Annotated in this window: 17 protein-coding genes and 3 pseudogenes; 14 read left to right on the top strand and 6 right to left on the bottom strand. The window is 67.9% G+C overall.

From position 1 onward, the window contains the following. Nucleotides 1-27: 27 nt before the first annotated feature. From ACYVF7_RS16370 to ACYVF7_RS16360, 3 genes are read left to right on the top strand one after another with little or no spacing between them, the layout of a single operon-like run. Nucleotides 28-558 (top strand): RNA polymerase sigma factor, encoded by a 531-nt coding sequence (locus ACYVF7_RS16370; protein ID WP_460340646.1) that lies wholly within the window; start codon nucleotides 28-30, stop codon nucleotides 556-558. Continuing rightward, nucleotides 555-971, top strand: a complete 417-nt coding sequence (locus ACYVF7_RS16365) for a hypothetical protein (RefSeq protein WP_460340643.1) — start codon at nucleotides 555-557, stop codon at nucleotides 969-971. Before ACYVF7_RS16370 ends, ACYVF7_RS16365 begins: the two co-directional genes overlap by 4 nt. After that, nucleotides 964-3,453 carry a CHAT domain-containing protein gene (locus ACYVF7_RS16360; protein ID WP_460340640.1) on the top strand — a complete coding sequence of 830 codons (2,490 nt, stop codon included), beginning with the start codon at nucleotides 964-966 and terminating at the stop codon, nucleotides 3,451-3,453. The genes ACYVF7_RS16365 and ACYVF7_RS16360 overlap by 8 nt, the downstream gene beginning before the upstream one ends. On the opposite strand, the gene ACYVF7_RS16355 is transcribed toward ACYVF7_RS16360, so the two are convergent. Further along, on the bottom strand, nucleotides 3,454-4,176 hold the full coding sequence (locus ACYVF7_RS16355) for an HAD family hydrolase (protein ID WP_460340637.1): 723 nt from the start codon (nucleotides 4,174-4,176) through the stop codon (nucleotides 3,454-3,456). A 165-nt stretch (nucleotides 4,177-4,341) separates the two neighbouring features. Beyond that, nucleotides 4,342-4,887, bottom strand: a complete 546-nt coding sequence (locus ACYVF7_RS16350; protein ID WP_460340634.1) for a hypothetical protein — start codon at nucleotides 4,885-4,887, stop codon at nucleotides 4,342-4,344. A gap of 95 nt (nucleotides 4,888-4,982) precedes the next feature. Here ACYVF7_RS16350 and ACYVF7_RS16345 point away from each other — a divergent pair, with 95 nt between their 5' ends. Then, entirely contained in the window at nucleotides 4,983-5,543 is a 561-nt protein-coding gene (locus ACYVF7_RS16345; RefSeq protein WP_460340631.1) for a TetR/AcrR family transcriptional regulator, read from the top strand. A 119-nt stretch (nucleotides 5,544-5,662) separates the two neighbouring features. Beyond that, nucleotides 5,663-6,466, top strand: coding sequence for an SMI1/KNR4 family protein (locus ACYVF7_RS16340; protein WP_460340629.1), 804 nt, complete (start codon nucleotides 5,663-5,665; stop codon nucleotides 6,464-6,466). A 150-nt stretch (nucleotides 6,467-6,616) separates the two neighbouring features. Here the strand turns inward: ACYVF7_RS16340 and ACYVF7_RS16335 are convergent, their stop codons facing one another. The 3 genes and pseudogenes from ACYVF7_RS16335 to ACYVF7_RS16325 all read right to left on the bottom strand — a co-directional run. Further along, on the bottom strand, nucleotides 6,617-7,078 hold the full coding sequence (locus ACYVF7_RS16335) for an SUKH-3 domain-containing protein (protein ID WP_460340626.1): 462 nt from the start codon (nucleotides 7,076-7,078) through the stop codon (nucleotides 6,617-6,619). 1 nt (nucleotide 7,079) lies between these two features. After that, nucleotides 7,080-7,604 (bottom strand): annotated as a pseudogene (locus tag ACYVF7_RS16330) (hypothetical protein); the annotation flags it as partial. 979 nt (nucleotides 7,605-8,583) lie between these two features. Then, nucleotides 8,584-14,496 (bottom strand): annotated as a pseudogene (locus ACYVF7_RS16325) (LamG-like jellyroll fold domain-containing protein); the annotation flags it as partial. A gap of 2,271 nt (nucleotides 14,497-16,767) precedes the next feature. On the opposite strand from ACYVF7_RS16325, the gene ACYVF7_RS16320 reads away from it, so the two are divergent. The 9 genes and pseudogenes from ACYVF7_RS16320 (at nucleotide 16,768) to ACYVF7_RS16280 (ending at nucleotide 24,938) form a co-directional block, all read left to right on the top strand. Next, nucleotides 16,768-18,498: an FG-GAP-like repeat-containing protein gene (locus tag ACYVF7_RS16320; RefSeq protein ID WP_460340623.1), complete on the top strand. Its 1,731-nt coding sequence runs from the start codon at nucleotides 16,768-16,770 to the stop codon at nucleotides 18,496-18,498. An 86-nt stretch (nucleotides 18,499-18,584) separates the two neighbouring features. Continuing rightward, nucleotides 18,585-19,520, top strand: coding sequence for a trypsin-like serine peptidase (locus ACYVF7_RS16315; RefSeq protein WP_460340620.1), 936 nt, complete (start codon nucleotides 18,585-18,587; stop codon nucleotides 19,518-19,520). 5 nt (nucleotides 19,521-19,525) lie between these two features. Continuing rightward, entirely contained in the window at nucleotides 19,526-20,095 is a 570-nt protein-coding gene (locus tag ACYVF7_RS16310; protein WP_460340617.1) for a hypothetical protein, read from the top strand. Between the two features lie 77 nt (nucleotides 20,096-20,172). Continuing rightward, nucleotides 20,173-21,045: a hypothetical protein gene (locus ACYVF7_RS16305; protein ID WP_460340614.1), complete on the top strand. Its 873-nt coding sequence runs from the start codon at nucleotides 20,173-20,175 to the stop codon at nucleotides 21,043-21,045. Between the two features lie 10 nt (nucleotides 21,046-21,055). Next, nucleotides 21,056-21,634 (top strand): annotated as a pseudogene (locus ACYVF7_RS16300) (peptidoglycan-binding domain-containing protein); the annotation flags it as partial. A 12-nt stretch (nucleotides 21,635-21,646) separates the two neighbouring features. After that, nucleotides 21,647-22,393, top strand: a complete 747-nt coding sequence (locus tag ACYVF7_RS16295) for an HlyD family efflux transporter periplasmic adaptor subunit (protein WP_460357946.1) — start codon at nucleotides 21,647-21,649, stop codon at nucleotides 22,391-22,393. Nucleotides 22,394-22,458: 65 nt separating this feature from the next. Then, the gene (locus ACYVF7_RS16290; protein WP_460340611.1) at nucleotides 22,459-23,175 is read left to right on the top strand and encodes an ABC transporter ATP-binding protein; all 717 of its coding nucleotides are present in this window, start codon (nucleotides 22,459-22,461) and stop codon (nucleotides 23,173-23,175) included. Nucleotides 23,176-23,303: 128 nt separating this feature from the next. Continuing rightward, nucleotides 23,304-24,452, top strand: a complete 1,149-nt coding sequence (locus ACYVF7_RS16285; RefSeq protein ID WP_460340608.1) for an ABC transporter permease — start codon at nucleotides 23,304-23,306, stop codon at nucleotides 24,450-24,452. 120 nt (nucleotides 24,453-24,572) lie between these two features. Then, nucleotides 24,573-24,938, top strand: coding sequence for a DUF2203 family protein (locus ACYVF7_RS16280; protein WP_460340605.1), 366 nt, complete (start codon nucleotides 24,573-24,575; stop codon nucleotides 24,936-24,938). A gap of 373 nt (nucleotides 24,939-25,311) precedes the next feature. On the opposite strand, the gene ACYVF7_RS16275 is transcribed toward ACYVF7_RS16280, so the two are convergent. Beyond that, nucleotides 25,312-26,145, bottom strand: a complete 834-nt coding sequence (locus ACYVF7_RS16275; protein WP_460340603.1) for a sulfurtransferase — start codon at nucleotides 26,143-26,145, stop codon at nucleotides 25,312-25,314. Between the last annotated feature and the right edge of the window lie 42 nt (nucleotides 26,146-26,187).

Here is a 26,187-nt window from a genome sequence, read left to right as displayed (position 1 = left end):
GACTACTTTCCGCTAATATCACGGCGCGTGGAGTGGAACGAGACCGGAGACCTGGTGAGGCGGGCCCGAGCGGGTGATCCGGCGGCCTGGCGGACGCTCGTCGACCGCTACTCACGGCTGCTGTGCGCGATCGCGCGATCGTACGGGCTGAGCGGCGCGGACATCGACGACGTCGTGCAGACGACGTGGCTGCGGCTCGTCGAGCGGCTGCCGGGGCTGCGGGACCCGGCGCGGGCGGGCGCGTGGCTGGCCGTCACCGCCCGCCGAGAGAGCCTGGCGACGCTGCGGCGGCGAGGCCGCGAGGGCCCGTTGAACGGCCACGCCCCGACGGTCACCGGACCGCATCACGTGGTGTTCGGCCGTGAGCTCGCGGGTTCGGTGGCCGCCGCGCTGGACGCCGTGCCGCCCCGCTGCCGCGCCCTTCTCGAGCTGTCGATCGCCTCGCCCCGGCTCAGCTACGCGGAGATCTCGACGGCGCTGGGCGTACCGCTCGGCAGCGTCGGCCCGACCCGCACCCGCTGCCTGACCCACCTGCGGCGCCGGCTCGGTGTCACATGACCGAGGACGAGCTGATCGAGGGCCTGCGCGTCGCGTTCCCGCCGGTGCCGGAGCACCTGGTCGCCCTCGGGCTGGCGGCGTTCGACTGGTTCGCGCCGGACGCGACCCTGGCGACGCTCGCGCACGACGCGGCGGAGACCCCGGCCGGGGTGCGCGGCGGCGGGCCGAGGACGCTGACGTTCGCCGGGCGGGGCGTCCACGTGGAGATCGAGGTCGCCGGCCGGGAGATCGTCGGGCAGCTGGCCCCCGCGGTGGCCGCGGAGGTGATCCTCCGCTCGCCGCACGGCGAGCGCGGCGCCCGGACCGACGAGTCCGGCGGATTCGTGCTGTCCGAGGTGCCGGCCGGCCTGGTCAGTCTCCTGTTCCGGCTGGCCGACGCGACGTCCGTGGTGACGAGCTGGATCCATGTCTGACCTGCTCGCGCTGGCGGCCGTCGACCCGCGCGGCGTGTACGCCGCCGCCTCGGCGCTGCGGGACACCGGCCGGCCGGAGGAGCGCGTCCTGGCCCTGCGCGCCCTCGGCCTGGCCGGCAAGGAGCTGGGCCGGCTGAGCGAAGGTGTCGCCCACCTGCGCGAGGCGCTCCGCATCGCCGAGTCGGCGGCGCTCCCCTACGCCGCCGCCCAGGTGCGGATGAACCTCGTCGGCCTGCTGGCCACGAGCGGTGACCTCGATGGGGCACTGGCGACCGCCGACGCCGCCGCCCCGGTGCTGACCGGCCCCGACGCCGACCGGCTGCTCGCCAACCGGGCGTACGTCCTCGCCCGCAGCGGCCGCATCCGGGAGGTCGCGCGGATCGCCCGGACGTGCACCGATCCGGAGGTCCTCGTTGGCCTGCGCATCAACACCGGGCTCGCGAAGACGTACGCCGGCCGGCTCGGGCGCGCCGAGGCCGATCTGCGCGCGGCGCTCGCGGTCGCCGAGCGGGCGGGCCTGCGGCACCAGGCGGCGATGGTCCGGCACAACCTCGCGTTCGTCGCCATGCGGCGCGGCGACCTGCCGCGCGCGCTCACGCTGTACGAGGAGATCGAGCCGGAGCTGGCCGGCGCGGACGAACGCGTCCACCAGCTGCGCATCGACCGGGCGGAGGCGCTGATCGCCGCCCGGCTGCCCGGCGAGGCCCGCGCTCTGCTGGCGGACACCGTCGAGCGGCTGAGCGCCGGCGGGTACCGCTGCGACATCGCCGACGCGCTCCTGCTCCTCGCCCACGCGGAGCTGGCCGACGGCGATCCCCGCGCCGCGGCGGCGACCGCCCGGCGGGTGCGGGAGGAGTTCGCGGGTCGTACCGGCCTGCCGGCCGAGTCGATCGGACTTCGGGCCCGCTGGGCGGACGGCGACCGGTCCGCGGGCCTGCTCACGGCCGCCGAGCAGGCCTCCGAACGCCTCGCGCGGCACGGCTGGGCCTCCGCCGCCGACGACGCGCGCACCCTGGCGGGCCTGGTGGCTCTCGCCCGCGGCGACCACCGGCACGCCGAACGCCTTCTCGACCGGATCGGCGGCGGCACCGTGAGCGCTCGCGTCGCGGGCCTTCACGCCACCGCGCTGCTGCGGCTCACGCGCGACGACCGGCCCGGCGCGGCCGCCGCCGTACGCGCCGGGCTGCGCGCCGTGGACGAGCACGCCGCCGCGCTCGGCGCCGCCGAGCTGCGCGGGCGCGCGGCGGGCTGGGCCGTCGAGCTGGCCGAGCTCGGGCTGCGGCTCGCGACCGGTCCCCGCGCCCTTCTCGTGGCCGCCGAGCGGGCGCGGGCGATCGCCGGCCGACCGCCCGCCGTACGGCCGCCCCGCGACCGGCGGCTCGGCGGACTGCTGGCCGAGCTGCGCCGCGTCACCGCCGAGGTCCCCGACCACCCGGAGCTCCTGGCCGCCCAGGCCCGGCTGGAAGACGCCGTACGCGCCCGGTGCCGCCGCCTGTCGTCCAGCCGCGACGCGGTCCCCGGCTGGGGCTGGCTGATCCCCGCCCTCACCGAGACGCTGGGCGAGCGGATGCTCGTGGAGTTCATCCGCGTCGGCGCGGAGCTCGTCGCGGTGACGCTCGCGAACGGTCGCTGCCGGCGCCGCTCCCTGGGCCCGTACGACCCGGTCCGCGACGACGTACGGCTGCTCCGCTTCGCCGTCTCCCGGCTCGCCCGGGACCCCGACGGCGCACCGGCCCGCTCGTCCCTGGCGGCCACGGCGAAACGCCTCCAGAGCCGACTGCTCGACCCGCTGCGGGTGGACGACCGGCCCGTCGTGCTGTCCCCCGTCGGCGCACTGCACGGCCTGCCCTGGCCCGCGCTGCCGTCGCTGGCGGACCGTCCCATGACCGTGGTCCCGTCGGCGTCGGGCTGGCTGCGCGCCATGCGGACGCCACCGTCCGGCGGGCACACGGCGCTGATCGCCGGCCCGGACCTCGCGCACGCCGAGGACGAGATCGCCGCCGTACGCGCGCGGCACCCAGGGGCGAGGATCCTCACCGGCCCGGCAGCGACCGCCGAGACCGTACGGCGCGCTCTGGACGGAGCCGCCGTGGCCCACGTCGCGGCCCACGGCGTGTTCCGTTCGGGGAACGCCCTGTTCTCCGGACTCCGGCTCGCCGACGGACCGCTGTTCACATACGACCTGGAGCACCTGGAACACTCACCGCGGCTGCTGGTGCTGTCCGCGTGCGACGCGGGCCGCGCGGAGATCTACGAGGGCGAGGCGGTCATCGGCATGGTCACCGCCGCCCTCGGCTTCGGCACGGCGACCGTCATCGCCGCCGTCACCCCGGTCGGCGACGCCGCCGCCCGCGACCTGATGACCGGCTTCCACGACCGCCTCGCGGCCGGCGCGAGCCCGGCCGAGGCCTTGGCATGGGTGCCCAGGTCCTTGTCCACACTCGGCTTCGTCTGCTTCGGCGCCGGCCACGGCCGAGCGTGATCAGTGAGCGCCCCACGCTTCGAGCACCGTCGGGAGGTCCCGGAGAGTCTGGATCACTGTTGGTCCCCGGGGAGCCGGCTTCGCATCGCGATTGAGCCAGATGCCATGCAACCCGGCGTTCCTGGCGGCCATGGCATCGGTTTCGAGGCGGTCCCCGACGTAGGCGACCTCGGCCGGGGCGAGGCTGAGCCGGGCGCACCCCTCGCGGAAGATCTTCGGGTCGGGCTTGGCCGCGCCGACTTCACTGGAGGCGATGACATCCGGGAGGTCGGCTGCGAGTCCCACGCGGAGGAGCTTCTGGCGCTGTTGATCCGCGTCCCCGTTGGTCACGACTCCCAATCGCACGTGGCGACACCGTTCGGTGAGCGCGTCGAGCGCCGGACGGACGTCCGGGTAGGCGCACCAGGCGGATTCGTAATGGCGCAGGTACCCGGCGAACCAGGCGTCGGCTCGCGCGGCGTCCCAGACGCCCAGGCCGAGTTCGGCCGCGAAGGAGATCGCACGCAGGCGGCGCTGCTCGCTGAAGGTGAGCTCGCCGGACAGATAACGCCCCATCGCTTCTTCCTCCAGTTCCTTCCAGCGGCGCCGCGCACGCGCATGGTCGACCTGGCGCGAGCCGGGACGGGCCTGAAGCGCTCGGGCGAGTGCGACCGAGGCTGCGGTGTCATGGTCGATCAGCGTGCCGTCCAGATCGAACAGGACCGCTTTGATCGGCAGTGCCATCGGCGCTCCTCACCGGACTCCCTTACGCCTCACGACATCATGGTGTGGCGCGGCCGACCAGCGGACGAACAACCTTGTCGGCCACGACCGCGACCCGCGCACCGACCTCCGCGTCCTGGACGCAGCCGATCCGTTTACCCCCGTGGTCGCCGATCGGGAGCGTGCTCAGGACGCAGTGGCCCTCTCGGCGCGGCGGGCGATCGCTCGGAGGAGTTCCAGGCGGATGAAGCCGGCGCCGCCGGCGCGGATGAGCAGCCAGTACGGGGCGAAGGCGCGGCGGCTGGCCCGGTCGGTGGCGCGGACGCGGGTCTCGGCCGCCAGCAGGGTGCCGTCGGCCGTCGGGCTGAGCTGGAAGCTCATCGCGGCCTTGGCCCAACCGGGTTCGGAGAAGGCCGCGAACACGGCAGGGTCGGCCGTCTCCTCCGGCCCCGGCTCCGGCCGGAACCGCCAGAACTTGGCCACCCTCCCGCTCACGGCCTCGCGCCCCTCCTCGCGCCCCAGGTCGGCCATTGGCAGAGCCTGCGCGATCGGGCCGGAGAGAGGGTCGCGGCCAGCCGACCGGATGCGCATCAGCAGGCGGGTGACCGGCAGTTCGGCGGCCGTGACCTTCTGCAGCGCCTCCCACACCGCCTCGGGAGGGGCCGCAATCCGGCGGCTGTAGCGGGTGCGGAAGTCGTACGTCGGGATCAGCCGGTCCAGGATCTTTTCCATGCGCTCGCTCCTCGCGCCGGGAGGCGTTCTGTACGCCGCCGTCTAGAATGGTACTGTACGGCACCGTACAGAATGAGATTCCGCGAGGTCCCCGAATGCCGCGTACCGCCCGCCTGACGCGCGACGACTGGGCCGCCGCCGCGCTCGACGCCCTCACCGAAGGGGGGCCGAACGCGGTCGCCGTCGAGCCGGTCGCCGCCCGGCTGGGCGCTTCGAAGTCGAGCTTCTACTGGCTCTTCGAGAACCGGCAGTCGCTGCTCGACGCCGCCCTGGAGCGTTGGGAGCGGACCCAGACCGAGGCGGTCGCAGCCCGGCTGGCCGAGATCCCCGACCCGGCCGAGCGCCTGCGCCGCCTGGTCCACCAGGCGTTCGCGGGCCCGGACGACGGCGACCTCGCCCTGACACTGCTCACCGCCTCCGACGATCCGGCCGTACGGTCCGTCGCCGAGCGGGTGACACGCCGGCGCCTCGCCGTCATCGAGACCGCGTTCGCCGAGCTCGGACATTCCCCGGAGCTCGCACGTCACTACGCGACGATGAGCTACTCGGCCTACCTCGGAGCCGCGGCGCTACGACGCGTCGGCGCGGCCCCGGACGATCCCCATGCCTACGTCGACGCCGTCCTCTCCCCCTTCGGCGTACCGCCGGGAGCCTGACATCGGTTTTCCCGCACTCGGCGCTCGGCCGGGAACGGACCGGGCGCCGTCACCGACGCTCGGCTTCGCCGGTGAGCCGCCGAGATCCCTGCCGCAGCCGGGCATTACGGTTATCGGCCATGCGGGCAGAGGAACATGGCGCGGAAACCGTGACGTTGTGGCGGCCGACCGGGCAGAAGGAGCTCGATCTGGTGGCGGCATCGGGGTGGCGTTCCTGGCCGCCACGGCTGCCGGACCAGCCGATCTTCTATCCGGTCCTCAACCGCTGGTACGCAACGAAGATCACCCGCGAGTGGAACGTCCCGCACGGAGGTGTCGGCTACGTCACCCGCTTCGACGTTCGTAAGTCCTTCCTCGATCGTTACGCGGTACGGCAGGTCGGTGGGCGCGACGTTCTGGAGTACTGGATCCCGGCCGAAGATCTGGACGAGCTCAACGCGAACATCGTCGGCGCGATCATCGAAGAGGCCGACTACCGCGGACGCGTCGCTGATGAGGAGTTCGCCGAGGCGACCGAGGCGCTCGGCGCGCCGCTCCCCGTAGCCTGGCGCGACTATCTCCAGAGACGATCCTGGTTTCGCCGCGGCTGGTCCTCGTCGGATTCCTACCTATGGCTTTACACACCCCGCGAAACGCTTGAAACGAACGCCGTCCTCCGAGAAACCGGGGTCATCAAGGCCTTCCCCGGGATGGCCGTCATCGGATGCGACGGGGGCCGCGAGCTCCTCGCAGTCGACCTTCGAGACGACTCGGGTCCGGTGATGCTGGTCGATCTCACCGGAGCCGGCTGGCATGACGCACTGCCACAGGCCGAAGACATCACGCAATTCATCGAACTGCTCGAGAGCGGCGCCTTCGAGTACATCCTTCCTATGACAGACACATCGGGGAGGACACACCAGGAACGACTCCGCCCGGGATAGTGACGCAAAGCACAAGAGACATTCATTGAATAAATCGATCTTTTGGCCACCGCCAATATCCAGCTCTAGGTTACCCGCGTTACGGCTCGATGCCAGGTGTATCTGGGATGAGTGTGATGATGACCTTGGCGACACCGAGGACTGCCGCACTCAGCTTGACAAGATATCAATTGGCTGATCGGCACAGACAATTTGATTGATGAATTCCTCAATGCTAGATATTCGCCACACCCCAAACACGCCAATCGCGAAAACGACTCCAGTGGGCGTTATTAGAGGAGTCATATCATTTCTCCATAGCCCCAAAGGAAACACTTTTGCTTGGGAAACCTCCATGGCGTTGAAAATGCGATGAAAGTCATCCCAGGCAGCCAAAAGAGGGTCGAAAATCATTTCACCATTCGGATAATTTGGCCCTCTCGCCTTGCCAGCCTGGATAGTCAGATCACCGAGTCCAGTCAAGGCGTTACGCGCCGCAGGAAAATCATCGTATCCTTCAGCAGCCAACCGCGACGTCCACTTCCACACCGGAATACGGCGGGAGTTACTCCATCCAGCGGTTTTGAGAGCATAGATAGCCTCCTGGCACAGAAGGTTCAAATCGAGCGTCAATTCACCAGCCTATCTTTAGTTTTGCCAGGACCGCCTGGCACGCACTGCAGGGAGGGATGAGGAGTCGATTGTTCGGATTGCTCATCGATCTGAGCAAGATGGCTTGACTCTGGCCACCGGCAACCCGGTCTCCGACATTAACCGCTTGAGCAATGCAGCCAATTTCGGAGCATCCCGCGTGATGGCCGGTTTGATTCACCACCCTACGGAGCGTCAAAGGCAGATCTTGAGCGTCCCGAGCCATGCTTGTATCCCAGTATAGAAGTCCTGACTGAGTTCGAAGAACCGATCCGGTAACACCCGATGTGCCCCCCATGCGCGCAATATCGGCGAGGGCCCGGGCGGGGCAACTCAGGTCTTCGTTGTGTACTAGGACCGGTGTGGTGCCTGCTTCTACATAGTAGGCGTGCAGACCGTCGATGGTGAGGTCGTAGGTGGTGTGGGTGGCGCGGTAACGGTGGACGGCGAGGACTTCGGCCGTGCGGTGGGCGAATGTTCGGAGGTGGTCGCCGGGTTTGAGGTGAGCGGCTTCGACAAAGGCGGCGCGGGTGGTGTCGTAGAAGGGATGGTGATCGGTGGTGGTGACTTTGCCGACCCGGCGGCCGGCCGTGGGCGTCGTGGGCGGCGACGGTCAGATCGACGAAGGCATGATCGGTGTGTGTGACGATGACGTCGTCGACCGTGTGCACCTGGGGCTTATCGCGCAGGCCGGGTTTGCTGTTCTTGACCTTGTCACCCGGTTTGACCTTGCTGATCGGCTTCGCAGTGCCGTCAGCCATCAGCACGCGGGTGGATCCGATAAAGCTGTGCGGGCGGTGGTCTTCGTCGTCGCCGAATGGAGGGGCTGCGAGGAGTCCGCCCTCGCATCTTCCCCCGGGGTCCGATGCGGCCGTCAGGACCGGTGGGGTCGGTGGCCCGCCGTTGCCGCCGATCGAGGACGAGTCGGGCAGCGGATCGGCGGAAGGCATCCCGGAGTCGGTTGCGCCGTTCGTCAGGGTCGCTTGATTCTCTGTGACCGTCGTGGTGGCGCGAGGATTCTCGGTCAGGCGTGGCGAGGACGCGGACAGGCTTCCATGCGTGATGTGTACGGCTTCGATCCCGTGGACGGCAGGATGGGTGGGAGGCTTACAGAGATGGCTGCCGACGGCACAGGGGTTCTGCGGCGGCGGGGGCGGGGGCATGGGGCGGTAGATTCGCCGATAGCCGTATCCGCGGCCATAGCCGTAACCGTAGGGATATCCATGGCCGGTGTAGCCGCAACTACCGGCACACCTTTCATACAGGCCCCCGGGTGACCAGTTGTCATAGCCTCCGCCGCCCTGGCCCGGGTAATAGCACCGGCCTCCGCAGTCGTCATTCGCGAGCCGAGTGGGGCGCCAGATCTCGTAGAGCCCGATGAGCCCGGCAGTGATCCAGTTGGCTCTGCCTTCCCATTTGGCCGCCGTCCCCAGAAAGGAAAGGATGCGGTAAGGGTTGCATACGACGACGCACCAATGGCCGGTCGGGTCGGTCGCGTCGAGAGGGTCGCCGTTGGCATACGTGTAGCGGTCGGAGTTGATGGAGTCGGGGATCGGGTCGAGGGTGTAGTCGTCGCGGCTTGTGAAGGCACCGGCTGCGGGGTCGTACCAGCGGGCAGCCATGTTGACGGTGCCGGTGGCCGGGTCGGTCCAGCCGTCCTGGTAGCCCAGGTTCAGGTGGTCGGCGCCCGTGGTGCTGGTCGGTTTGCCGAATGGGTCGTAGGCGGTGGAGTCGGTGAGAGTGGTCGGGGCGGCCGGGTCGAATGCGGCGACGAGGTCGCTGTGCCGGTCGTTGACAGCGGCGAGTTTCTTGCCCGCTTCGGCGATCCCGGTCGGTGTCCCGGACGCCGTTCGGCTGTAGGTGGCCGTGCCGTCGGCGGCGACGTCGTTTCCGGCGCCGGAGTAGCTGATCGAGACACCGTTCCGGTCGATCAGACGGCCGAGGGCGTCATATCCGTAGGTCGCGGACCCGTTGGTGGTCAGCTGGTCGAACGCGTCGTAGGCGCTGGTCGTCGTGGTGCCGTTGCCGGTCCGGGCCGTCCGCGTACCTCGGGGGGCGTAGTTATAGGTGTTGGCGCCGTCGGAGGTCAGACGGTTTCGGGCGTCGAAGCTGAGACCGGTCGCGCCATTGGTGACGAGGTTGCCCGAGTCGTCGTACCCGTAGGCGGTCGTGGTTCCGCCGCTCGTGGCGGAGTTGAGGCGGCCTGCCTGGTCGTAGGTGTACGTGGTGGCCGCCGCGCCGGCGTATCCGGTGGTGGTCTTGGACGTCAGGTGATCGTCATCGTCGTAGCCGTACGTCGCGGAGGCGATGACGGAGCCGTCGGGGCCTTTGAGCGTGTCGGTGGAGATCCGGTCGAGGGGGTCGTGACCCGCCGTCCGGGTGGCACCGCCGGTGCCGTAGGTCAGGGAGTTGGGGTTCGAGTCGGGGTCGTAGCCGTACGTGAGGACCTTCCCGGTGGTCGGGTCGGTGTCGGTTGCGATGCGCCCCGCGTCGTCGTACGTGTAGCCGGCGGAGCCGGAGGCGTCGGTTCGGCTGCTCATCCGTCCGTCGGCGTCGTAGCCGAACGTCGCGTTGCCCGACTTGCCGGACGTACCGGTGAGGAGGCCGCGGTCGTCGTAGGTGAAGGTGTCGTCGCCGACCGACGTACGGCGTCCGGCTAGGTCGTAGCCGAAGCGGCGGTCCGGGGTGGCTGCTTCGGCCCCAGAGCCGGTCTCCCTCGTCAAATCGCCGAGCTCGTCGTAGGTGGCGGTCTGGGTGACCCCACCCGGCTGGGCCACGGTGGCAGGACGTGCGTCTCGGTCGTACCCGGTCGTGTAGGTGCGGTCGGCGGCGTCGGGGGTGGCCTGCGTGGCCGGCTCGAGGGTCGACTCGGGCAGATTCCAGCTGTTGTAGGTGTACCACGTCGCGTTGCCGCGTCCGTCCGTGAAGCGGGTCCGGTTCCCGTTGCCGTCGTAGCCGTACGTCGTCGTGATCGACTTGCTCGCGGTTACGGGCTCGACCTGCTTGATGAGACGTTGTGCCGCGTCATAGGCGAAGGTACTGGTGTTCTTTCGAGCGTCGGTCCAGGTGGTCGGGTCACCGGCGGGGTCGTAGCCCAGGCTGGAGCTGCGGAGCTTGACGCCGTTCTTGTCGTTGTCGGTGACGGTGATCAGGCGGCCCGCACCGTCGTAGCCGTAGAGCGTGACCGTTCCGGCGGGTTGTATGTGCTTGACCAGGTTGCCGTTCTGGTCGTGGCCGTCGACGGTCGTGTTGCCGTAGGCATCAACGGACTTCGCCTGGTCACCGGCGGCGTCGAGAGTGAGGGTGGTGACGACACTCGCGGCGCTCGTGATCTTCTCGGTCGTCACGTCCCCGGACAGCGTGTAGCCGATTCCGGTGGTGTAGGCCGCCGTGGTCCCCGCCGGGTTCCGGACGTCCGCCGTCTCCGTTATCTGGCGTCCGAGGTCGTCGTACGTGGCTTCGGTCGTAGCGCCGGTCGGGTCGGTCGTCGCGTGGAGTTCGTGATCGAGGTCGTAGTCGTAGACCCAGACGCCGGCCTTGTCGTGGCCGGTGACCTTCGGGTCGGTGCGCTGGACGAGGTTTCCGAGCTCGTCGTAGTCGTAGCCGGTGGTGTTCCCTGCCGGGTCGGTGGTCGAGATCAGCTCGCCCAGGTCGTCGTACTTGTAGACGGTCGTCGCGGAGATCGGCTGCCCGCCGGGAGGCGTGTACGACGGGGCGGTACGCGTCAGCGGTCTGCCGTCCTGGTCATAGGTCGACGTCGTGACGTTGCCTTCGGCGTCCTTCCCGTCGGTCTGGTCGCCGTACGTGTCGTAGCCCTGGTAGGTGACCGGCCGGGTGGACGAGGCGGCGGATCCGTTGTGCTCCACCGTGACCGCCGGTTGCGCGGTCCAGGCCGGCCGACCGTCCTCGTCGTACACATAGTCGGTGGTGTAGGCGGTCGCGTCGGCGCCGGCGACGTTGCCGCGCGGATCGGTCATCGAGATCGGCAGGCCGGTCTGGTCGAGAGCCCATGTGGTGGTGTCGACCTCGGTACCGGTATCGACGCTCTTGCCGGTGACGTGGCCCGCCGCGTCGTAGGTGTAGTCGGTGGTCTCATCCGGGCTCGCGCCGCTGACCGTGGCCGAGGAGACGTTGTCGTCGGCGTCATATTTCGCGGTCGTCTGCTGATCGAGGCCGGTGGGGTCGAAGACCTGGCCCGTCAGATGGTTCGCGGCGTCGTACGTGTAGTTGGTGACCTGCGTTCCGCCATTGGTCGCGTTCTGGGAGAGGTTGCCGGCCTTGTCGTACGTGTACTGGGCCGTGACGACGCTGCCGCCCGTCGACAGCGCACGGCTGATCGAGGCGGCGCGGTCGTCGTCGTAGTAGGTGTAGGTGTCGGTACGGCCGAGAGCGTCGGTGTGGGTTGCCTCCCGGCCCGCCGGGTCGTACGAGTAGGAGTCCAGAACGGTGTCTTTCGCACCGGGCGTCGTCTGATCGCCGGAGTAGTCGCGCAGCGTCGTCTGCGTGAGCTGGTTTCGGTTGTTGTAGGTGTAGGCGTACTCGTGGTCGCCGGCGTCGGTCCTGCCGGTGATGTCGCCGGCGGCGTCACGGTCGTAGGTGGTGACGGCGCCGGTCGGATCGGTGATCTTGTTCGGCCGGTCGTGGTCGTCGTAGTCGATGGCGGTCGTACGGGGCTGGTCGCCACCGGTGAGGTCGGCCTCGGTGTAGGAGGTGACGTCACCGTCGTCGTCATAGCCGAAGGCCTCCTGGCGAGTGTGGGTCTTCTCGGTGATCGGGTTCTTGATGCCCGGATGAGTGATCGTGGTGGGTTCCGACAACCCGTTGAACGCGTAGCTCGTGGTGAGGCCGTTGGGGTGGCTGTCGCTGATCTCGGTGGTCGACGTCGTTCTGCCGATGCCGTCGTAGCCGTACCTGATCTTCTCGCCGGTCGGCGTGGTGACCTGGGCGAGGTCGCCGTTGGCCAGGTAGGCGTAGCCGGTGGTGTGACCGCCGGGCGTCGTCTGGGACGCGAGCAGACCGGCCGGGGTGGTCCCGCCGTCGAAGGAGGGTTCGGTGCCGGTGGTGTAGCCGGTCTGGATCGTCCGGCCGTTCGGGAAGCCGGGTGTCGGCGGGAGGTCCACCGTCGACAGTTGTCCCGCCGGCGTGTACGAGTAGCTCGTCAGGTAGGTGTTGTCGGTGGAGGAGCTGGATCGCCCGTCCCGGAAGGACGTGACCTTGTCGTTCCGGGGGTCGAGGGGATTGTCGGCGTTCAGGTAATAGGTGTAGTAGTCGGCCTGGCAGTTGAAGGCCGCGTAGCAGGTCTGGACGACGAGCGGGTTGCCGCGGGCGTCGTTGCCCATCTGCCGGTAGTGGCCGTTCTCATCCGTGATCTTCGTGAGGAAGCCACCGGCGTCGTAGGAATAGGTCATCGGAGGTTCGCCGGCGTGCTGGACGCCGGTGACGCGGCCACCGTTGATCGCGTCGTAGCTGTAGACGATCGACTGGTCCGAGGGGCCGGTGACGGTCACCGAGCGGGTGGCGTTGACGGTGGTTCCGAACACCGTCGGGGTCGCGTAGTGCCATTCACCGCCGTTGTGGTCGGTGAAGGTGTCGACCCGATCGTCGCCGACGTCGTAGCCGACCGTCGCCGTCGTCGCGCCGCTGGGCAGCGCGGCATGGGTGAGCTCGGATACGGCCTGCCTGCCCAGCTGGTAGTGGGTCTTGATCGCGGGGACGCCGAGGGGCCGCGGGTAGACGGCCACTTCGTCGACGAGGCCGTTCAGGCAGCTCACGCTCCCGGTCGGCGTGCCGTACGGAATGGCGGGCCACCCGGTGTTGGCGAAGCCGCCGCCTACGATGTCGTGGACCATGCCGAGCTGGTTGATCTGGCCTGCCAGGGTTCCGACCTGCTGCCCGTCCAGGAACAGGGTCTGGCTGTTGCTGGCGCCGTTCAGGACGACGTGATGCCAGGTGCCGTCGTTGACCTTCGCGGTCGAGGTGATCGGCTTGGCCGCTCCGTTCCAGAACTCGCCGCGGAGCAGCCCATCGGTACCGACGTAGAGGGCGGGTGTGAAGTTGCCGCCCGGGTTGTCGGTCATCTTCCGGTCCTGGTAGCTGAACAGGACCCCGGGCTTGCTGGTGTTGAACCACAACTCGAGCGAGATGTAGGTGTTCTGCTGGATCAGGTTGTCGGCGAGTGCGGCGTACGACGTGCCACCGGTGAACTGCGCGGCCCTGTCGTCGGTCCCGGCGAGGGCGCCGGCCTGGCCGAGCGTGACGTTGTCGTACGTCCCGTTGTCGGTTCCCTGGTTGACGTCGACCTCGCTGGTGGCGGTGGTTCCCGTCGTGTCGCCGAGCCGGTAGTAGGAGTTCGGCGCGGAGTCGATGACGGCCGACCGGTAGTGCGACCCGGTGTCGTAGGCGTACTGGGTGCAGGCGGTCCCGCCCGGTGGGCAGACCTTGGACAGGTGGTCGCCGTCATAGCCGTACGTCCACGTCAGGACGGGCCCGCCGGAACTGGGCGGGTCCGTCGTGACGCTGTTCACGTGGCCGCCCTGCCAGGTGAAATGCAGGGTCCGCGCGGAGGTCGCGTTCTGCACCGTGGCCAGATGGCCGGATCCGTCGTACGTGAAGGTCTGTTTCAGGCCGGTCGCGTCCGTGAGCGTGGAAAGGGTTCCGTCCGCGGCGAAGTCGTAACGCGCCCCGGCCTTGTCGAGCATCGTCCAGGTACCGTCGCCGTTCGCGGTCAGCGTGGCGAACTTCCCGAAGGGCGGTGAAAAACTGCCGTTGGCGTTCCTGCCGAAGCGCACCTCTCGCCCGTCGGGCATGGTCACGACCACGTTGCCGGAGCCGTCTCCGTCCGGTACGAGACGGGTGTCGAAGGACGTGGCCCAGCCGGCTCCGAAGGCCAGTCCCGTTCGTGGGTCGAGGCTGTTGTACGTGCGGCGCACCTCGAGCGGCGGTCCGGCCGTCCTGACGACCGCGTCGACGGCGTGGGTCGTGTAGTTGCCGACCTGCGGGTCCGTCCAGTCATCGCCGCCCGCAGTGGTGCCGGTCGTGGTGGTGTCTCCGGCGGTGGCGGAGCCGTGGGACGCGAGGTGCTGGGTGACGACCGGCTGCGGTACGGACGTCGTCAGGTAGACGGGTCCGACGGTGGTCGTGTTCGTTCCGTCGCTGACGGAGCCCTTCCAGAAATAAGCGGTGTTCCAGGCGAGAGCCGCCCTCGGCACCGTCCAGTAGCGAGCCGGGATCTTGTTGGATTGCGTGCAGCCGGTCGGCTTGTCCGGGGTTCCGGCGCAGATCTGGAATCCGTAGGTGAACTTCGTCGAGTCCGGGTCGTAGTTGGTGAGCTGGAGTTGCGGCGTCGTCGTCGGCGCGACATAGCCCGAGGGCGGGTAGATCCCCGTGATCGACGGCGCCATGTCCGGGACGGTGAGACCCATCTGCAGAGGCGGGACGCCCTGGGAGGAGAAGGAGGTCGACCCGGAGTACATGTCCCACTCGATGACGTACTTGCCGATGCCGAGTTTCTTGACGGGCGCGTTGATCGTCACCGAGTCTCCGGGCCCGACGTTGGATGGCATCGCCGTCGGCGCCGGATCGTCCGCGACCAGCTTGTGGTTGGAATCGTAGGCGCGGTATCCGAGCTTGAAGCCGTTCGTGGGAGTCCAGGTATCGGTCCCCATGTTGGTGACCTTCACCTTGATCGCACCGTCGTGGGACGCGTCGACCTGGGGGTTCATCACGGTGGAGGCGAGTTTGTACGCGGCCCCGTACTTGGTGTACGTGATCGCCAGGTAAGGGTCGCCCTTGTCGGGTCCTTGATTGCTGAGGAAGCGTTTCCACCCCGAAGTCGACGGGCCGCCGATCGCCAAGCCGTTGTCGTCGATCGTGCCGTGGGTCCACCCGTTGATGAGGTTCTTGCCGGCGACCCCGAGGTTGATGTCGTCCCACCCCGGAGCACAGTTCCATGAGTAGGCGCCTTCCGGCCGGTAGCCGTGCGCGAAGCTCTTGCGGCCGAGGGCCGGGCCCGTCTTCGGTCCCGGATAGTCGGTGGTGGTCGACACCGACCACGATTCGGTGATCGGGTAGACGTAGACCGGTGCCGCCTTGCATGAGTCGGACCAGTCGTTGTACAGGCCCACCTGGGCGCCGAGGATGTAGTCGTTCTTCAGGTCGGTCGCGACCGGGCCGAAGCCGATGAACGACTTCGCGACGTGGTCGCCGCCGTCGTACGAACCGATCTTGATCTCGTTCTCGCCGGAGTGGTCGCCGGACTCCCCGGTCTCCACGTAGGTGTCCCGATCGTCGTACTTGGTGACGACGGTCGGGTCGACGGTGACGGGGAAGACGCGAGCCGGATCGGTCAGCCATCGCCGGTCCAACTGGACACGAAGCGCCTGCCGGCCTGCCACCGTGATCAGCTGATACGTGACCCCGGTGGAGAGGCTGCCCTCCCCCGATCGCGGGTCGGCCTTGGAGTCGGTCATGAAGCCGGCCGGGATGACGGCCTTCACCTGGCCGGACGAGTCGACGAATCGGATCCGGCCGCCGTCCGCGACGGCCCGCAGGCCAGTGAGGGACAGGGGGAAGGTCCAGTCGGTCGGCGCGTCCGCCGAGCGAAGGACGAGTCGTTCCTTGACCTGACCATCGCCGGCCTCGAACCGGGCGTCGGTGTCCTTGGCCACCCCCGGATAGGTGATCTGGCTGCCCCGCGCCTCTCCCTCGACATGGGCGGCTCCCTGGAGACCGAACGCGACGGACTCCTGTCCGGAAACGGCCAGGTGTACGAACGAGGCGTCATCCGCGTAGGAGGAGAAGCCGATCTGAGCCTGCGCCGACTTCTCAACCCAGGCGCCGTATCCGCCCGCAGTAGCCGTCCGTGGCGAACTCGAGGCGCCAGCGGCCGGTTGTGGCTGGGCCGAAACAGCCGGAACGAGAGTCGTGTCCAAGGGCCGCCAGGAGCCATCGGGGAGCCGGTAGTTGATCCGGTCACGGTAGAAACGCGTGGTCAGCGTGCCGTCGGCGTTCACGTACGTTCGCCGATTCGCGCCCCGGTCCTGGACCACCTCTCTGCTGGACTTCGGATCGAAGCCTGCTACGCCGGTACGACCCTCGCCCAGCGTCCGCACCTGCGGTTTCGCGGCCGAACTCCGCACGGCCGCGTGGACCCGAACCGGTGGAATCCGCCGCGGCGCCGGCAGGACTCCACGCGGCCACGGTGGATTCGGCGCTCGCCGTGCCGTCGGCCCGGACACTCGCTCCAGTGCCCGGGTCGCCGAGGAAGTCGATCGGTGTGAGCGGCCCGCCGCGCTGACCCAATGTTGCCGCGGTCCAACCGGCAAATGATTCGAATCCGACTGAGCCGTCACCAGCAGTATCGGCACTAACCCGCCGAGCAGCGCCACAGCGGTTATGGCCGCACCAAATCGCCTCATGGGGGAGGCCATGCTCAATCGGAAAGCAACCGTAAAGTTTGCAAAGAACGAGTAAAGACGCTGCACAGGGCATCCCAACACAGAGGTTGACCGGCGGTTAGTGCAAAACGCCCTTGACCGTAGATCGCGGACCTGGAGTGGTCCATGTGATCTGTCTCACTTACGCTTCAAGTCGCCTAATGTCGGCCCAATGCGATAAAAACGGCAGGCATCGTCTGAGCACTCGCGAGGCCTCCGACTCCCGCCCACGGGTCCTTGCATCACACGACATGCGGCACGTTCCACGGTTCTCACCTGCGGAGGTTCTCGTTGCTCGACTTTCGGCGCGCCTGCGTCGTCGCACTTGCGACATGCACTGCCGTCGGTGCCATTCGACTGCCGTCCGCGGACGCCACAACCGGAATATCCGCCGCTGCCCGCCCCGGAGTATCGCGCCCGAAAATCGCCGGTAAGGGCATCTCGCGGGATACGGCTCACCGCCTGAAGGCTTCGGCACCCATCGCCGCCAAGCCTTATGACTTCAACGGCGACGGCTATCCGGACGTGGCACTCGGTAGTCCCTATGGGACGGTGAGTTCTCTGACGAGCGCCGGTTTCGTCACGGTTCTGTACAGCTCGAAATCCGGACTCGGCACCACCGGAAAACAGGTCATCAACGAATCCGTCATGGGCAGCAACGGCAAGCCGACGGCGTACGACCACTTCGGCTACTCGCTGGTCTCGTCCGATGTGAACGCCGACGGCTACGCCGACCTGGTGATCGGCGTGCCGGACTACGGCAACAGCACCTACGGCGACAAGTGCGGTGCCGTGGTCGTGATCTACGGCTCCTCCAAGGGCCTGGTCACCTCGACCACGGCCACGACAGGTAAGCCGAAGACCTACTTCGAAGGTGGCGGAAGCTCGGCGGGCTCCCTGCAGAACTACGGCTGGTCTCTCACCGCAGGTGACTTCGACGGACAGGGCCACGGCGACCAGGTCGTGGCGGCCTCCTGGGACGGTGCCTACGATCTGTTCAGCCAAACCGACGTCGGTAAGTCCGGGGCCGCTGATCCGGCGAGCCTCCCTCGGCGCAGCCGCCCCGCCGCCTATCCACCGCTCAAGGTCACCCACTATCGTCCACCGCACCTCGCCCCGGGGAAGGCCGGCGACGTAGGCGCGGCCACCCGAGTCACCGCAGGAATCCAGCTCGCGGCGGGCGACGTCACCGGTGATCACAAGAGCGACCTGCTCTACACGTTCCACAACACCGCCGGACTCGGCGAGACCGTCGTCATGCCCGGTCAGGCGATCACCCAGACGGACGGCACCGTATCGCCCGCCCTGGGCTCCCCCATCGGTGACACGCTCCCCCCGGGCGGCAGCATCACGGGCGGGGATTTCAACGGCGACGGCTACACCGACATCGCGATCTCCGACTACACGACCTCGACCCCCGGCGGCCAGGTGACCGTCTACCGGGGATCGCCGACCGGCCCCTCGGTGGGCGCGGCGGTCGTCCTCAAGCCCGGCAGTGACGGAGTACCCGGGACGCCGACGAGTGGTTCGGGCTTCGGGTCCGGCCTCGCGGCGGCGGATGTCAATGGGGATGGATACGCCGACCTCGCCGTCGGGATCAGCCACCAGACCGTCGATGGAGTGGCCGCCGCCGGCCAGGTCGACGTTCTCTACGGCGGGACCGAGGGCATCAGTGGAATCGGCTCTCAATCACTCACGATGAACACTCCGGGCCTGAACCAGAAGGCGACGGCGAACGACTACTTCGGCAATCAGAACGCGCTGTCCGACATCAACGGCGACGGATACGCCGATCTCCTCGTCGGTGCCTACGGCCGCACCGTGAGCGGTAGCGACGACGGGCTCTTCACCGTGATCCCCGGCTCCGTCAACGGCATCACCACGACCGGATCCCAGACCTTCACCGCGAGCAATCTGGGAGTCGCCGGCGTCAAAGCCCAGATCGGCCTCCGTATCGATGATTTTTAACCCCTAGAGATTCTCCCGAGCAACTGCCGACCCAACCCGTCGGCAGGTCAATACACCGACCATCCAGGAAATACTCCCAATCGATCATGAATAAAAGAGCAACCACCATTCTCACCGCTTCGGCTGCCGCATGCGTCGCGTTGGGCGGCGCCATCGCATTGACCGTGCACGGCCATTCACCCAACACGGCGATCGCGCAGACCGTTTCCAGCAGCGACTCGGACGACGCGAAGAACTACTGGACTCCCGCCCGGATGAAGGCGGCCACCCCAGAGGATCAGCGCCGGCCACAGAAACATGCACTGCTCCGCGCCAAGAAGAGCATCCCTCAAGGGGCCGCGTTCACCGGAATCCCGAGCGTCGGCCGACTCTTCAGCCGTACGAAAGACGGGAAGGACCACTACTGCAGTGCGAGCGTCGTGTACAGCACCAAACATAACTTGGTCCTTACGGCAGCGCACTGCATCTACAGCTACAGCTACAAGACCAAGACGGGGTACTACCGCGACAAGATCGCCTTCGTCCCTCAGTACGATGCCGGAAGCTCTCCGTATGGAATCTGGACCGCGAAGGCACTTCTCGTGCACAAGGGGTGGAAGAACGGCGCGGATCCCGATCTCGATTTCGGCTTCGTGATCTTGACCAAGGACAAGGGCAGCGGAAAGAACGTCGCGGATGTAACGGGATCGAACCGGCTGACCCCCAATACGGCACTCCCGGAAAACATCCACGTCGTCGGATACCCGACTTCCAAGACGCCCGAAAATGACCGCGCCATCCAGTGTGATACCACGGCCATCCATCGCTTCAAATACCAATTGGCCTTCGACTGCGATGGATACATTGGTGGCACCAGTGGAAGTCCATGGCTCTGGCAGTACGATCCGGCGAAGCAGCAAGGAAAGGTCGTCGGCGTCCTCGGTGGCTATCACCGGGGCGGCGACTCCCCGCAGCGGTCTTACTCATCTCTCCTCGACCATGACATCGCCAATATGCGCGACCAAGCCGAATCGGAAGGGTAACCGAGATGCCTCGCAAGCACCTGCCGGCGTACGCCAGGATCGGCGTTATCGTCACCGCCTCATGCCTGCTCGTGACCACGGGGTCCGGTATCGCTTCCGCATCGGTCGACTACGAGAACTATGCCGGAGCAGGCGGTAACTACGAGACCAGCCACTATGGCTACCTGGCCCTCAATAGTAAGGGCGCGAACGGCGACAAGCTCGTCGAGTACGTCTGGCAAGACGGCGATCAGACCGAGCAGTGGGAGTACCTGAACGGGTCCGGCTCCAGCGGTTCCGTACACAATCTCAAGAGCGTCTACTCGGGCCGGTGCCTAGACGAGACCAAGAAGGACACGGGAAGCGTTCACGGAACCGTCGAGATATGGGACTGCAATACGAGCACTGCCCAAAGATGGGTGGACTGGAACCAGGGCACCTCGGGCGGCCATAACTTCTACTGGATCCAAAATGCCAGCACCTACGACGACCTCTGGGCCCGGACAGACGCCAGTGGGGCAAGCAGCAATAACGTCGTGATCGATAGCGAGAACATCCCCGACGAGAAGGCGGACGCACAAGGGGACTGGTTCTGATTCTGTCCCCTTGATGTGAACGCAGGCGTCTGCCGGCCATTCGGATGACGGCCGACGGACGCCGCTAGGAGCCCACGATGAAGCCGACATACCGAACAACCGGGGCAAAGCTACTCCTGATACCCTTGCTCGCTTCGACGTGGGGCTGCGGGCACACTGCAGCACGAGCAGAGCCGCCGACCGTGAAGAACATACCCACGATACTCAATCGAGCAGACTTTCACGGCCCCCTGGACAGCTATGATCTGTCACGAGACGAACGCATTGAGATATCCGTGGGCAACCGCATCTCTGATTGGAACTGCATCCGGAGAAAAGGGTTCACCGTCCCTCTTAAGAGCATACCGATCGCAGAAGTCAGTGACGACGACTCTTACGGTTACCTCAAATTCCTGGATACACCGACGGCCCTACGTTACGGCTATCATCTTCCTCCTGAAGCCCCCCACCCGGAGACAGATGTCGTCCGACCGGTGTTCGGCGGCCGACTCGGCGCCCGAAAAGCCTGGCTCGAGGGCTGCCAGTCGATCATCAACCAGACCAGGTCCGATCAGTTCAAACTCCCCGTTGATCCGCGAAGCGGCGTGCAGGAGTCAATCGCCAAGGCGCAGATCGACCGCCGCCATCTGGCCGTCTCCGGACGATGGAGTTCCTGCATGAGACGCGCGGGGTTCTCCTACAGAACTCCGTTCGACGCGATGAACGCCAAGCCATGGGGGCTGACCGACCCCTCGGGGCAGTCACGGGGTCCCGTCACACAGAACGAGATCGCGGTTGCGAGAGCGGACGCCACATGCCGCCAGACCACGAACTACCAGGGCTGGTGGATCGCCCTGCTCACTGCGTACGAAAATCGATTCATCAGAGCGAACGAGGGCAAACTTCTCGAAGCCCGGAGGATCGCTCATACAGAGTTGGCGGCCGCTCGAAGCGCGGCGGTCGCGCACTAGTTCCGAGCCCATGGAATCGAGCACTGACTCTCGCGACGCGGGCCCGCCCTCGCCGGCCGATGGACGCATCATCGCCTCACCATCCGGGTCTAGGATCCACAGATCCGCACGCACCCGGCATCGATACCTGCTGGGTGTCGTCTCCGGCGCCGCACTGCTCTCAGCGGCGGGCATGGGATCGTCCCTCCTCATCAAGTCACCGCAGCAGTTGGCGGCCGAAGCGCGGTCGCCGAAGCCGACCGTGCTGTCGGCGGTCGTCGAACGCCGGGTATTGACCCAGACGGTCGTCCTCCACGGGACCGTGGCCGCAGGTCAGGGAATCGATGTGGTGGCGACGGCGCCTCAGGGAACGACGAAGGCGATCACGACCGGCCTTTCGGTCAAGGTCGGACAGCGGGTCAGACCTGGCTCCGTTCTCGGTGAGGTCTCAGGCCGTCCGCTGATCGCGCTGCACGGCATACTCCCGGCGTACCGGGACATTCCTCCACAGGGAAGAGGACCGGACGTCAAGCAACTACAAAAGGCGCTACGGGAGCTCGGATATCCGATAGCGGACCCTGATGGCCTCTTCGGACCGTCCAGCCAGGCCGCCCTCGAACGGTTGTACGCCGACCGTGGTTACGCTGCCATCAGCGACGGCGGTGACGCCCGTACAGCTTTGAAGCCTCCCGCGACGAAGAAGCGGAACAGAACCACCGGCTCCCCCGCACGCCATCACTCTGTCAGCCTGCCGGCGGGCGAAGTCGTCTTCGTCCCCGAGTTCCCGGCCCGTGTCCTGCAGCTGAACACTCAGATCGGAGCCGAGGCCAAGGGAACCATCATCCGGCTAGGCTCGGGAGAACTCCTCGCGCGCGCGAGCGTGCAGGACGCCGATCGCAGGCTGCTTCGTCGCGGGCAGCGCGCGACCATAATCGATGACGGCAGCGGAACGGCCGTCTCCGGCCGTCTGCAGGCCATTGGGCGCGATCCGGGTTCGGCGGACGCCGAGAGCGGTGACGGCAAACCGAACGCCGGCGACCACGGTAGCCAGGGCGGTGGCGTGGGGCAGGACCAGACGGACCAGAGTGGATACTCCGTCTCGGTCAAGCCGGTGCGGCCGCTGAACGAGCGGTTCGCGGGCGAAGACGTCCGGGTGACCATCGACACGGCGAGTACACCGGATTCGGTGCTCGTGGTCCCCCAAGCGGCGATTTTCGGCGCGGCGGACGGCTCCACCCAGGTCATCAAGCTGAGCCCGACCGGGCGGCAAAGGCGCATCGCGGTAACGCCCGGGACCACCGCGGGTGGCTTCATCGAGGTGCGCACCGATCAACTCGCTCCCGGTGACCGGGTCGTGGTCGGTTCGTGAACGTTCTCCGTCGTCCCCCCTCGTTCCAGGAGCCGCCCCACACCGCGCGGCCGGGGCGAACACCGGTGATCGAGTTCGACAGGGTGGCTCACACCTATCCGGGACCTCCGCCGGTCGCCGCCCTGCACGAGGCGACCCTAGAGATCGGTGTGGGCGAATACGTCACCGTGATGGGGCCCTCGGGCTCCGGAAAGTCAACGTTCTTGAACATCGTCGGCCTGCTGGAGCGGCCCAGTACCGGCGTTTACCGCCTCGACGGGCTGAACACCGTCGAACTCGACGATGTCGGTCGGACCGCACTACGCGGGCGCAGAATCGGATTCGTCTTCCAGTCGTTCCATCTCGTTCCGCACAGATCGGCTGCTGAGAACGTGATGCTGGCAATGCTGTACGCGGGGGTGAAGAGGCGGCAACGCACGGAACGAGCACGTGAGATGCTCCAACGGGTCGGGCTCGGCGATCGCGTCGACGCGTTGACCAATCAGTTGTCCGGCGGTGAGCGTCAGCGCGTGGCGATCGCGCGCGCATTGGTCAATCGTCCCAGCCTGCTGCTCTGCGATGAGCCGACAGGGAACCTGGACACCGAGACCGCCGCGGCGGTGCTCAGCCTGATCGACGACCTCCACGGCGACGGATTCACCGTCGTGGTCGTCACTCATGACCCCGGCGTCGCAGCACGAGGCGGGCGGACCGTCATCATTCGCGACGGCGCGCTCACAGACGGCCATCCTCCGGGATCATCGGCATCCGGGCCATTGGGCTCGAACCCCTCGACATCATGATTCGTCTTCGCCCGCACAAGCCCATCAAGCGGCCTCGCGCACACGGTGTGGAACCCACCCGTCTACCGCTGCGAGACCTCCTGGGCGAGGCCTGCTCAGCATTGCTCGCCCGCCCGTCTCGGACGGCGATGACCATAGCGGGTACCGTCCTCGGGATCGCCGCGTTCGTGGCCGTCCTCGGCCTGACGACGACTGCGTCCGGTCAGATCTCGAAACGGTTCACCGCGCTCCAAGCGACGGAGGTCACCCTCCAGGATGCGCCCCAGGATCCCGGCACGGCCGGGATCGGGTTCCCCACCGACACCGAGGACCGCCTCGACCGGTTGAACGGCGTGCGGCATTCCGGGGTCTTCTGGACCGTGCAGATCGCCGGCTCGGACAACGGCACGTTGGTCAGCGCACGGCCCCCTTGGACCGCGGGAACGGACACCGAGCCGCTGAATCTCATCGCGGCCTCCCCGGGCTACCTCGCGGCCGTTCATTCCAGGTTTCGCTCAGGCCGATCGTTCGACCTCTTCCACCAGCGCACCTCCGCCCGAGTGTGCCTTCTCGGCGAAGCGGCCGCGGAACGTCTGGGGATAAGGGACCTGAGCATGCAGCCGGCCATCTTCGTAGGCGACGATCCGCTCACCGTCGTGGGCATCATCTCTGACGTCGACCGGCGGCCGGAGACCCTGCTGTCGGTCGTCGTGCCCAGCAGCACCGCCACCGATCTGTGGGGAAGGCCGACGGTCGCCAACGGCAGCGTGCCACGGGTGTTGATCGAAACCCGGTTGGGCGCCGCAGAGCTGATAGGAAGACAAGCGCCCTACGCTCTTCGACCGGATGACCCAGGAAGGTTCAAGGTAACCGTCCCGCCCGATCCGAAGTTCATGAAGTCTCAGGTCACCGGCGATCTGTCCACACTCTTCATCGCCCTGGCCGGGCTGTGCCTCGTCGTCGGCACCGCGGGCATCGCCAACACCACACTCGTCGCCGTCCTCGAACGCGTGGCCGAAATCGGACTCCGGCGGTCCCTGGGGGCCAGATCACGAGACATCGCGGGCCAGTTCATCACCGAGGCCGCGATGCTGGGCTTCCTCGGGGGTCTCCTCGGCACGAGCGCCGGCGTACTCACCGTCGTCCTTACTGCGGTCGGAAAGCATTGGACGCCCGTCCTCGAACCCGCTGTCGTTTTGCCGGCCCCGCTCCTCGGCGCACTGACCGGCCTGCTTGCGGGCCTCTACCCGGCTTGGCGGGCGAGCCGGATCGAGCCCGCAGAGGCTCTGCGTCGTTGAGGCGTCCCGGCTCCGCCGTCCTCAGGGTGGTTGAGCGGTGGTCCATCCGCGATGAGCAGTGTGGCTCGCCCGTGAGGCAGATCCGGACGACGGGCGCTTCGCGCCGGTAGCGTACGACCCGTGACCGACCGCATCTTCACGCTCGAGGAGGCGCGAGCGCTGCTCCCCGATGTGCGCGCGCACATCGATGCGATCGTCGCCGCCCGCGCCGATCTCGCCGAGCTGGCCCTCGACCTGCAGTCGGGGCGGTCGTCGCCGCTGGGCGGCACGCCCGAGCTGAAGGCGTACGAGGCGCGCATCGACGAGGCGCTCGGGTGGTTCACGATCCAGGGCATCGAGGTGAAGAGCGTCGCGCCCGTGCTCGTCGACTTCCCCGCCTACCTGCGCGGGCAGTCGATCCGCCTGTGCCTGCTGGAGACCGAGTCGGCGCTCGGCTGGTATCACCGCACGGACCTCGGCTTCGCCGGACGCCGCCGCCTCCCGTAGGCGGGGCGTTCAGCCCACCACCAGGCAGGTAGCGGCGATCAGGAGACCCGTCGGCGGCGGCAGGCCGAACCGCGACACGATCCGGCCGCCGACGGTCGTGTGTGCCAGCCTCACGAGCCTCCCCGCCCTTACGGTCGCGACCGGGGTGCCGGGTCCGGCGGGCCGGGCAGCCCCGGTCCCCAGGTATCCCCCGTGCTCGTCACCGGTCCGCCGACCAGCCGGGGTCCCGAGGTCCGGCGGCCCAGGCGAACCCGACCCGGATGTTCCCCCGTGCTCGTCATGGGTCCGCCGACCGGCCAGGGTCGCACGGACACGCCGCGCGGAACCCCGGCCGGCCGCCCCGGGCTGAGGGGGCTCGGCGGTGAGTGATGAATTACGCCAAACCCTGGTCGCCGGTCTCGACGGGGCGGGTGCCGTCGGCGACCCAGTTGGACCAGGAGCCGACGTACAGGGCCGCGGGCACGCCCGCGACGGTGAGCGCGAGGATCTCGTGGGCGGCCGTAACGCCGGAGCCACAGTAGGCTCCGACGTCGACCGCGTCGGTGGCGCCCAGCTCGGCGAACCGCTCGCGGAGCAGGTCGGCGGGCAGGAATCGGCCGTCGACGCCGACGTTGCCGGTCGTGGGCGCGCTGACGGCGCCGGGGATGTGTCCGGCGATCGGGTCGATGGGCTCCACCTCACCGCGGTATCGCTCGGGCGCGCGGGCGTCGAGCAGGACCCCGGCCTTGGCGAGGGCGGCGGCGCCGTCCGTGTCGAGGACGGGCAGGCCGCCTGGGCGGACCGTGAAGTCGCCGGGCGTGACCTTCGGCGCCTCGGTCGTCACCGGCCGTCCGGCCTCGACCCAGGCGTGGTAGCCGCCGTCGAGGACGCGGACCCGCTGGTGCCCGAAGTAGCGGAGGGTCCACCAGGCGCGGGCTGCGGACGTGGAGTCCGCGTCGTCGTAGACCACGACGAGGCCGTCGTCGCGGACGCCCGCCCGTCGCATCGCGTCCTGGAAGGCCTGCCGGTCCGGAAGGGGATGCCGGCCGTCCGGGCCCGGCGGCCCCGCGAGGTCGTGATCGAGGTCGATGAAGACCGCCCCCGGCAGGTGGCCCCGCCGGTAGGCCTCGATGCCGGGCGGACCACCGAGGCGCCAGCGGACGTCGAGCAGGACGACGTCGCCGCGGAGTTCTCGGACGAGTGACTGGACGTCGATGAGAGGATGCACGCCGCCAGTCTGACCGTTAATCCCCCCGTCTGCGAGATGCCG

It is taken from the genome of Actinoallomurus acanthiterrae (assembly GCF_054775715.1).
The sequence above is the reverse complement of the archived record's forward strand: the minus strand, read 5'-3'. Positions and strand labels throughout refer to the sequence as shown.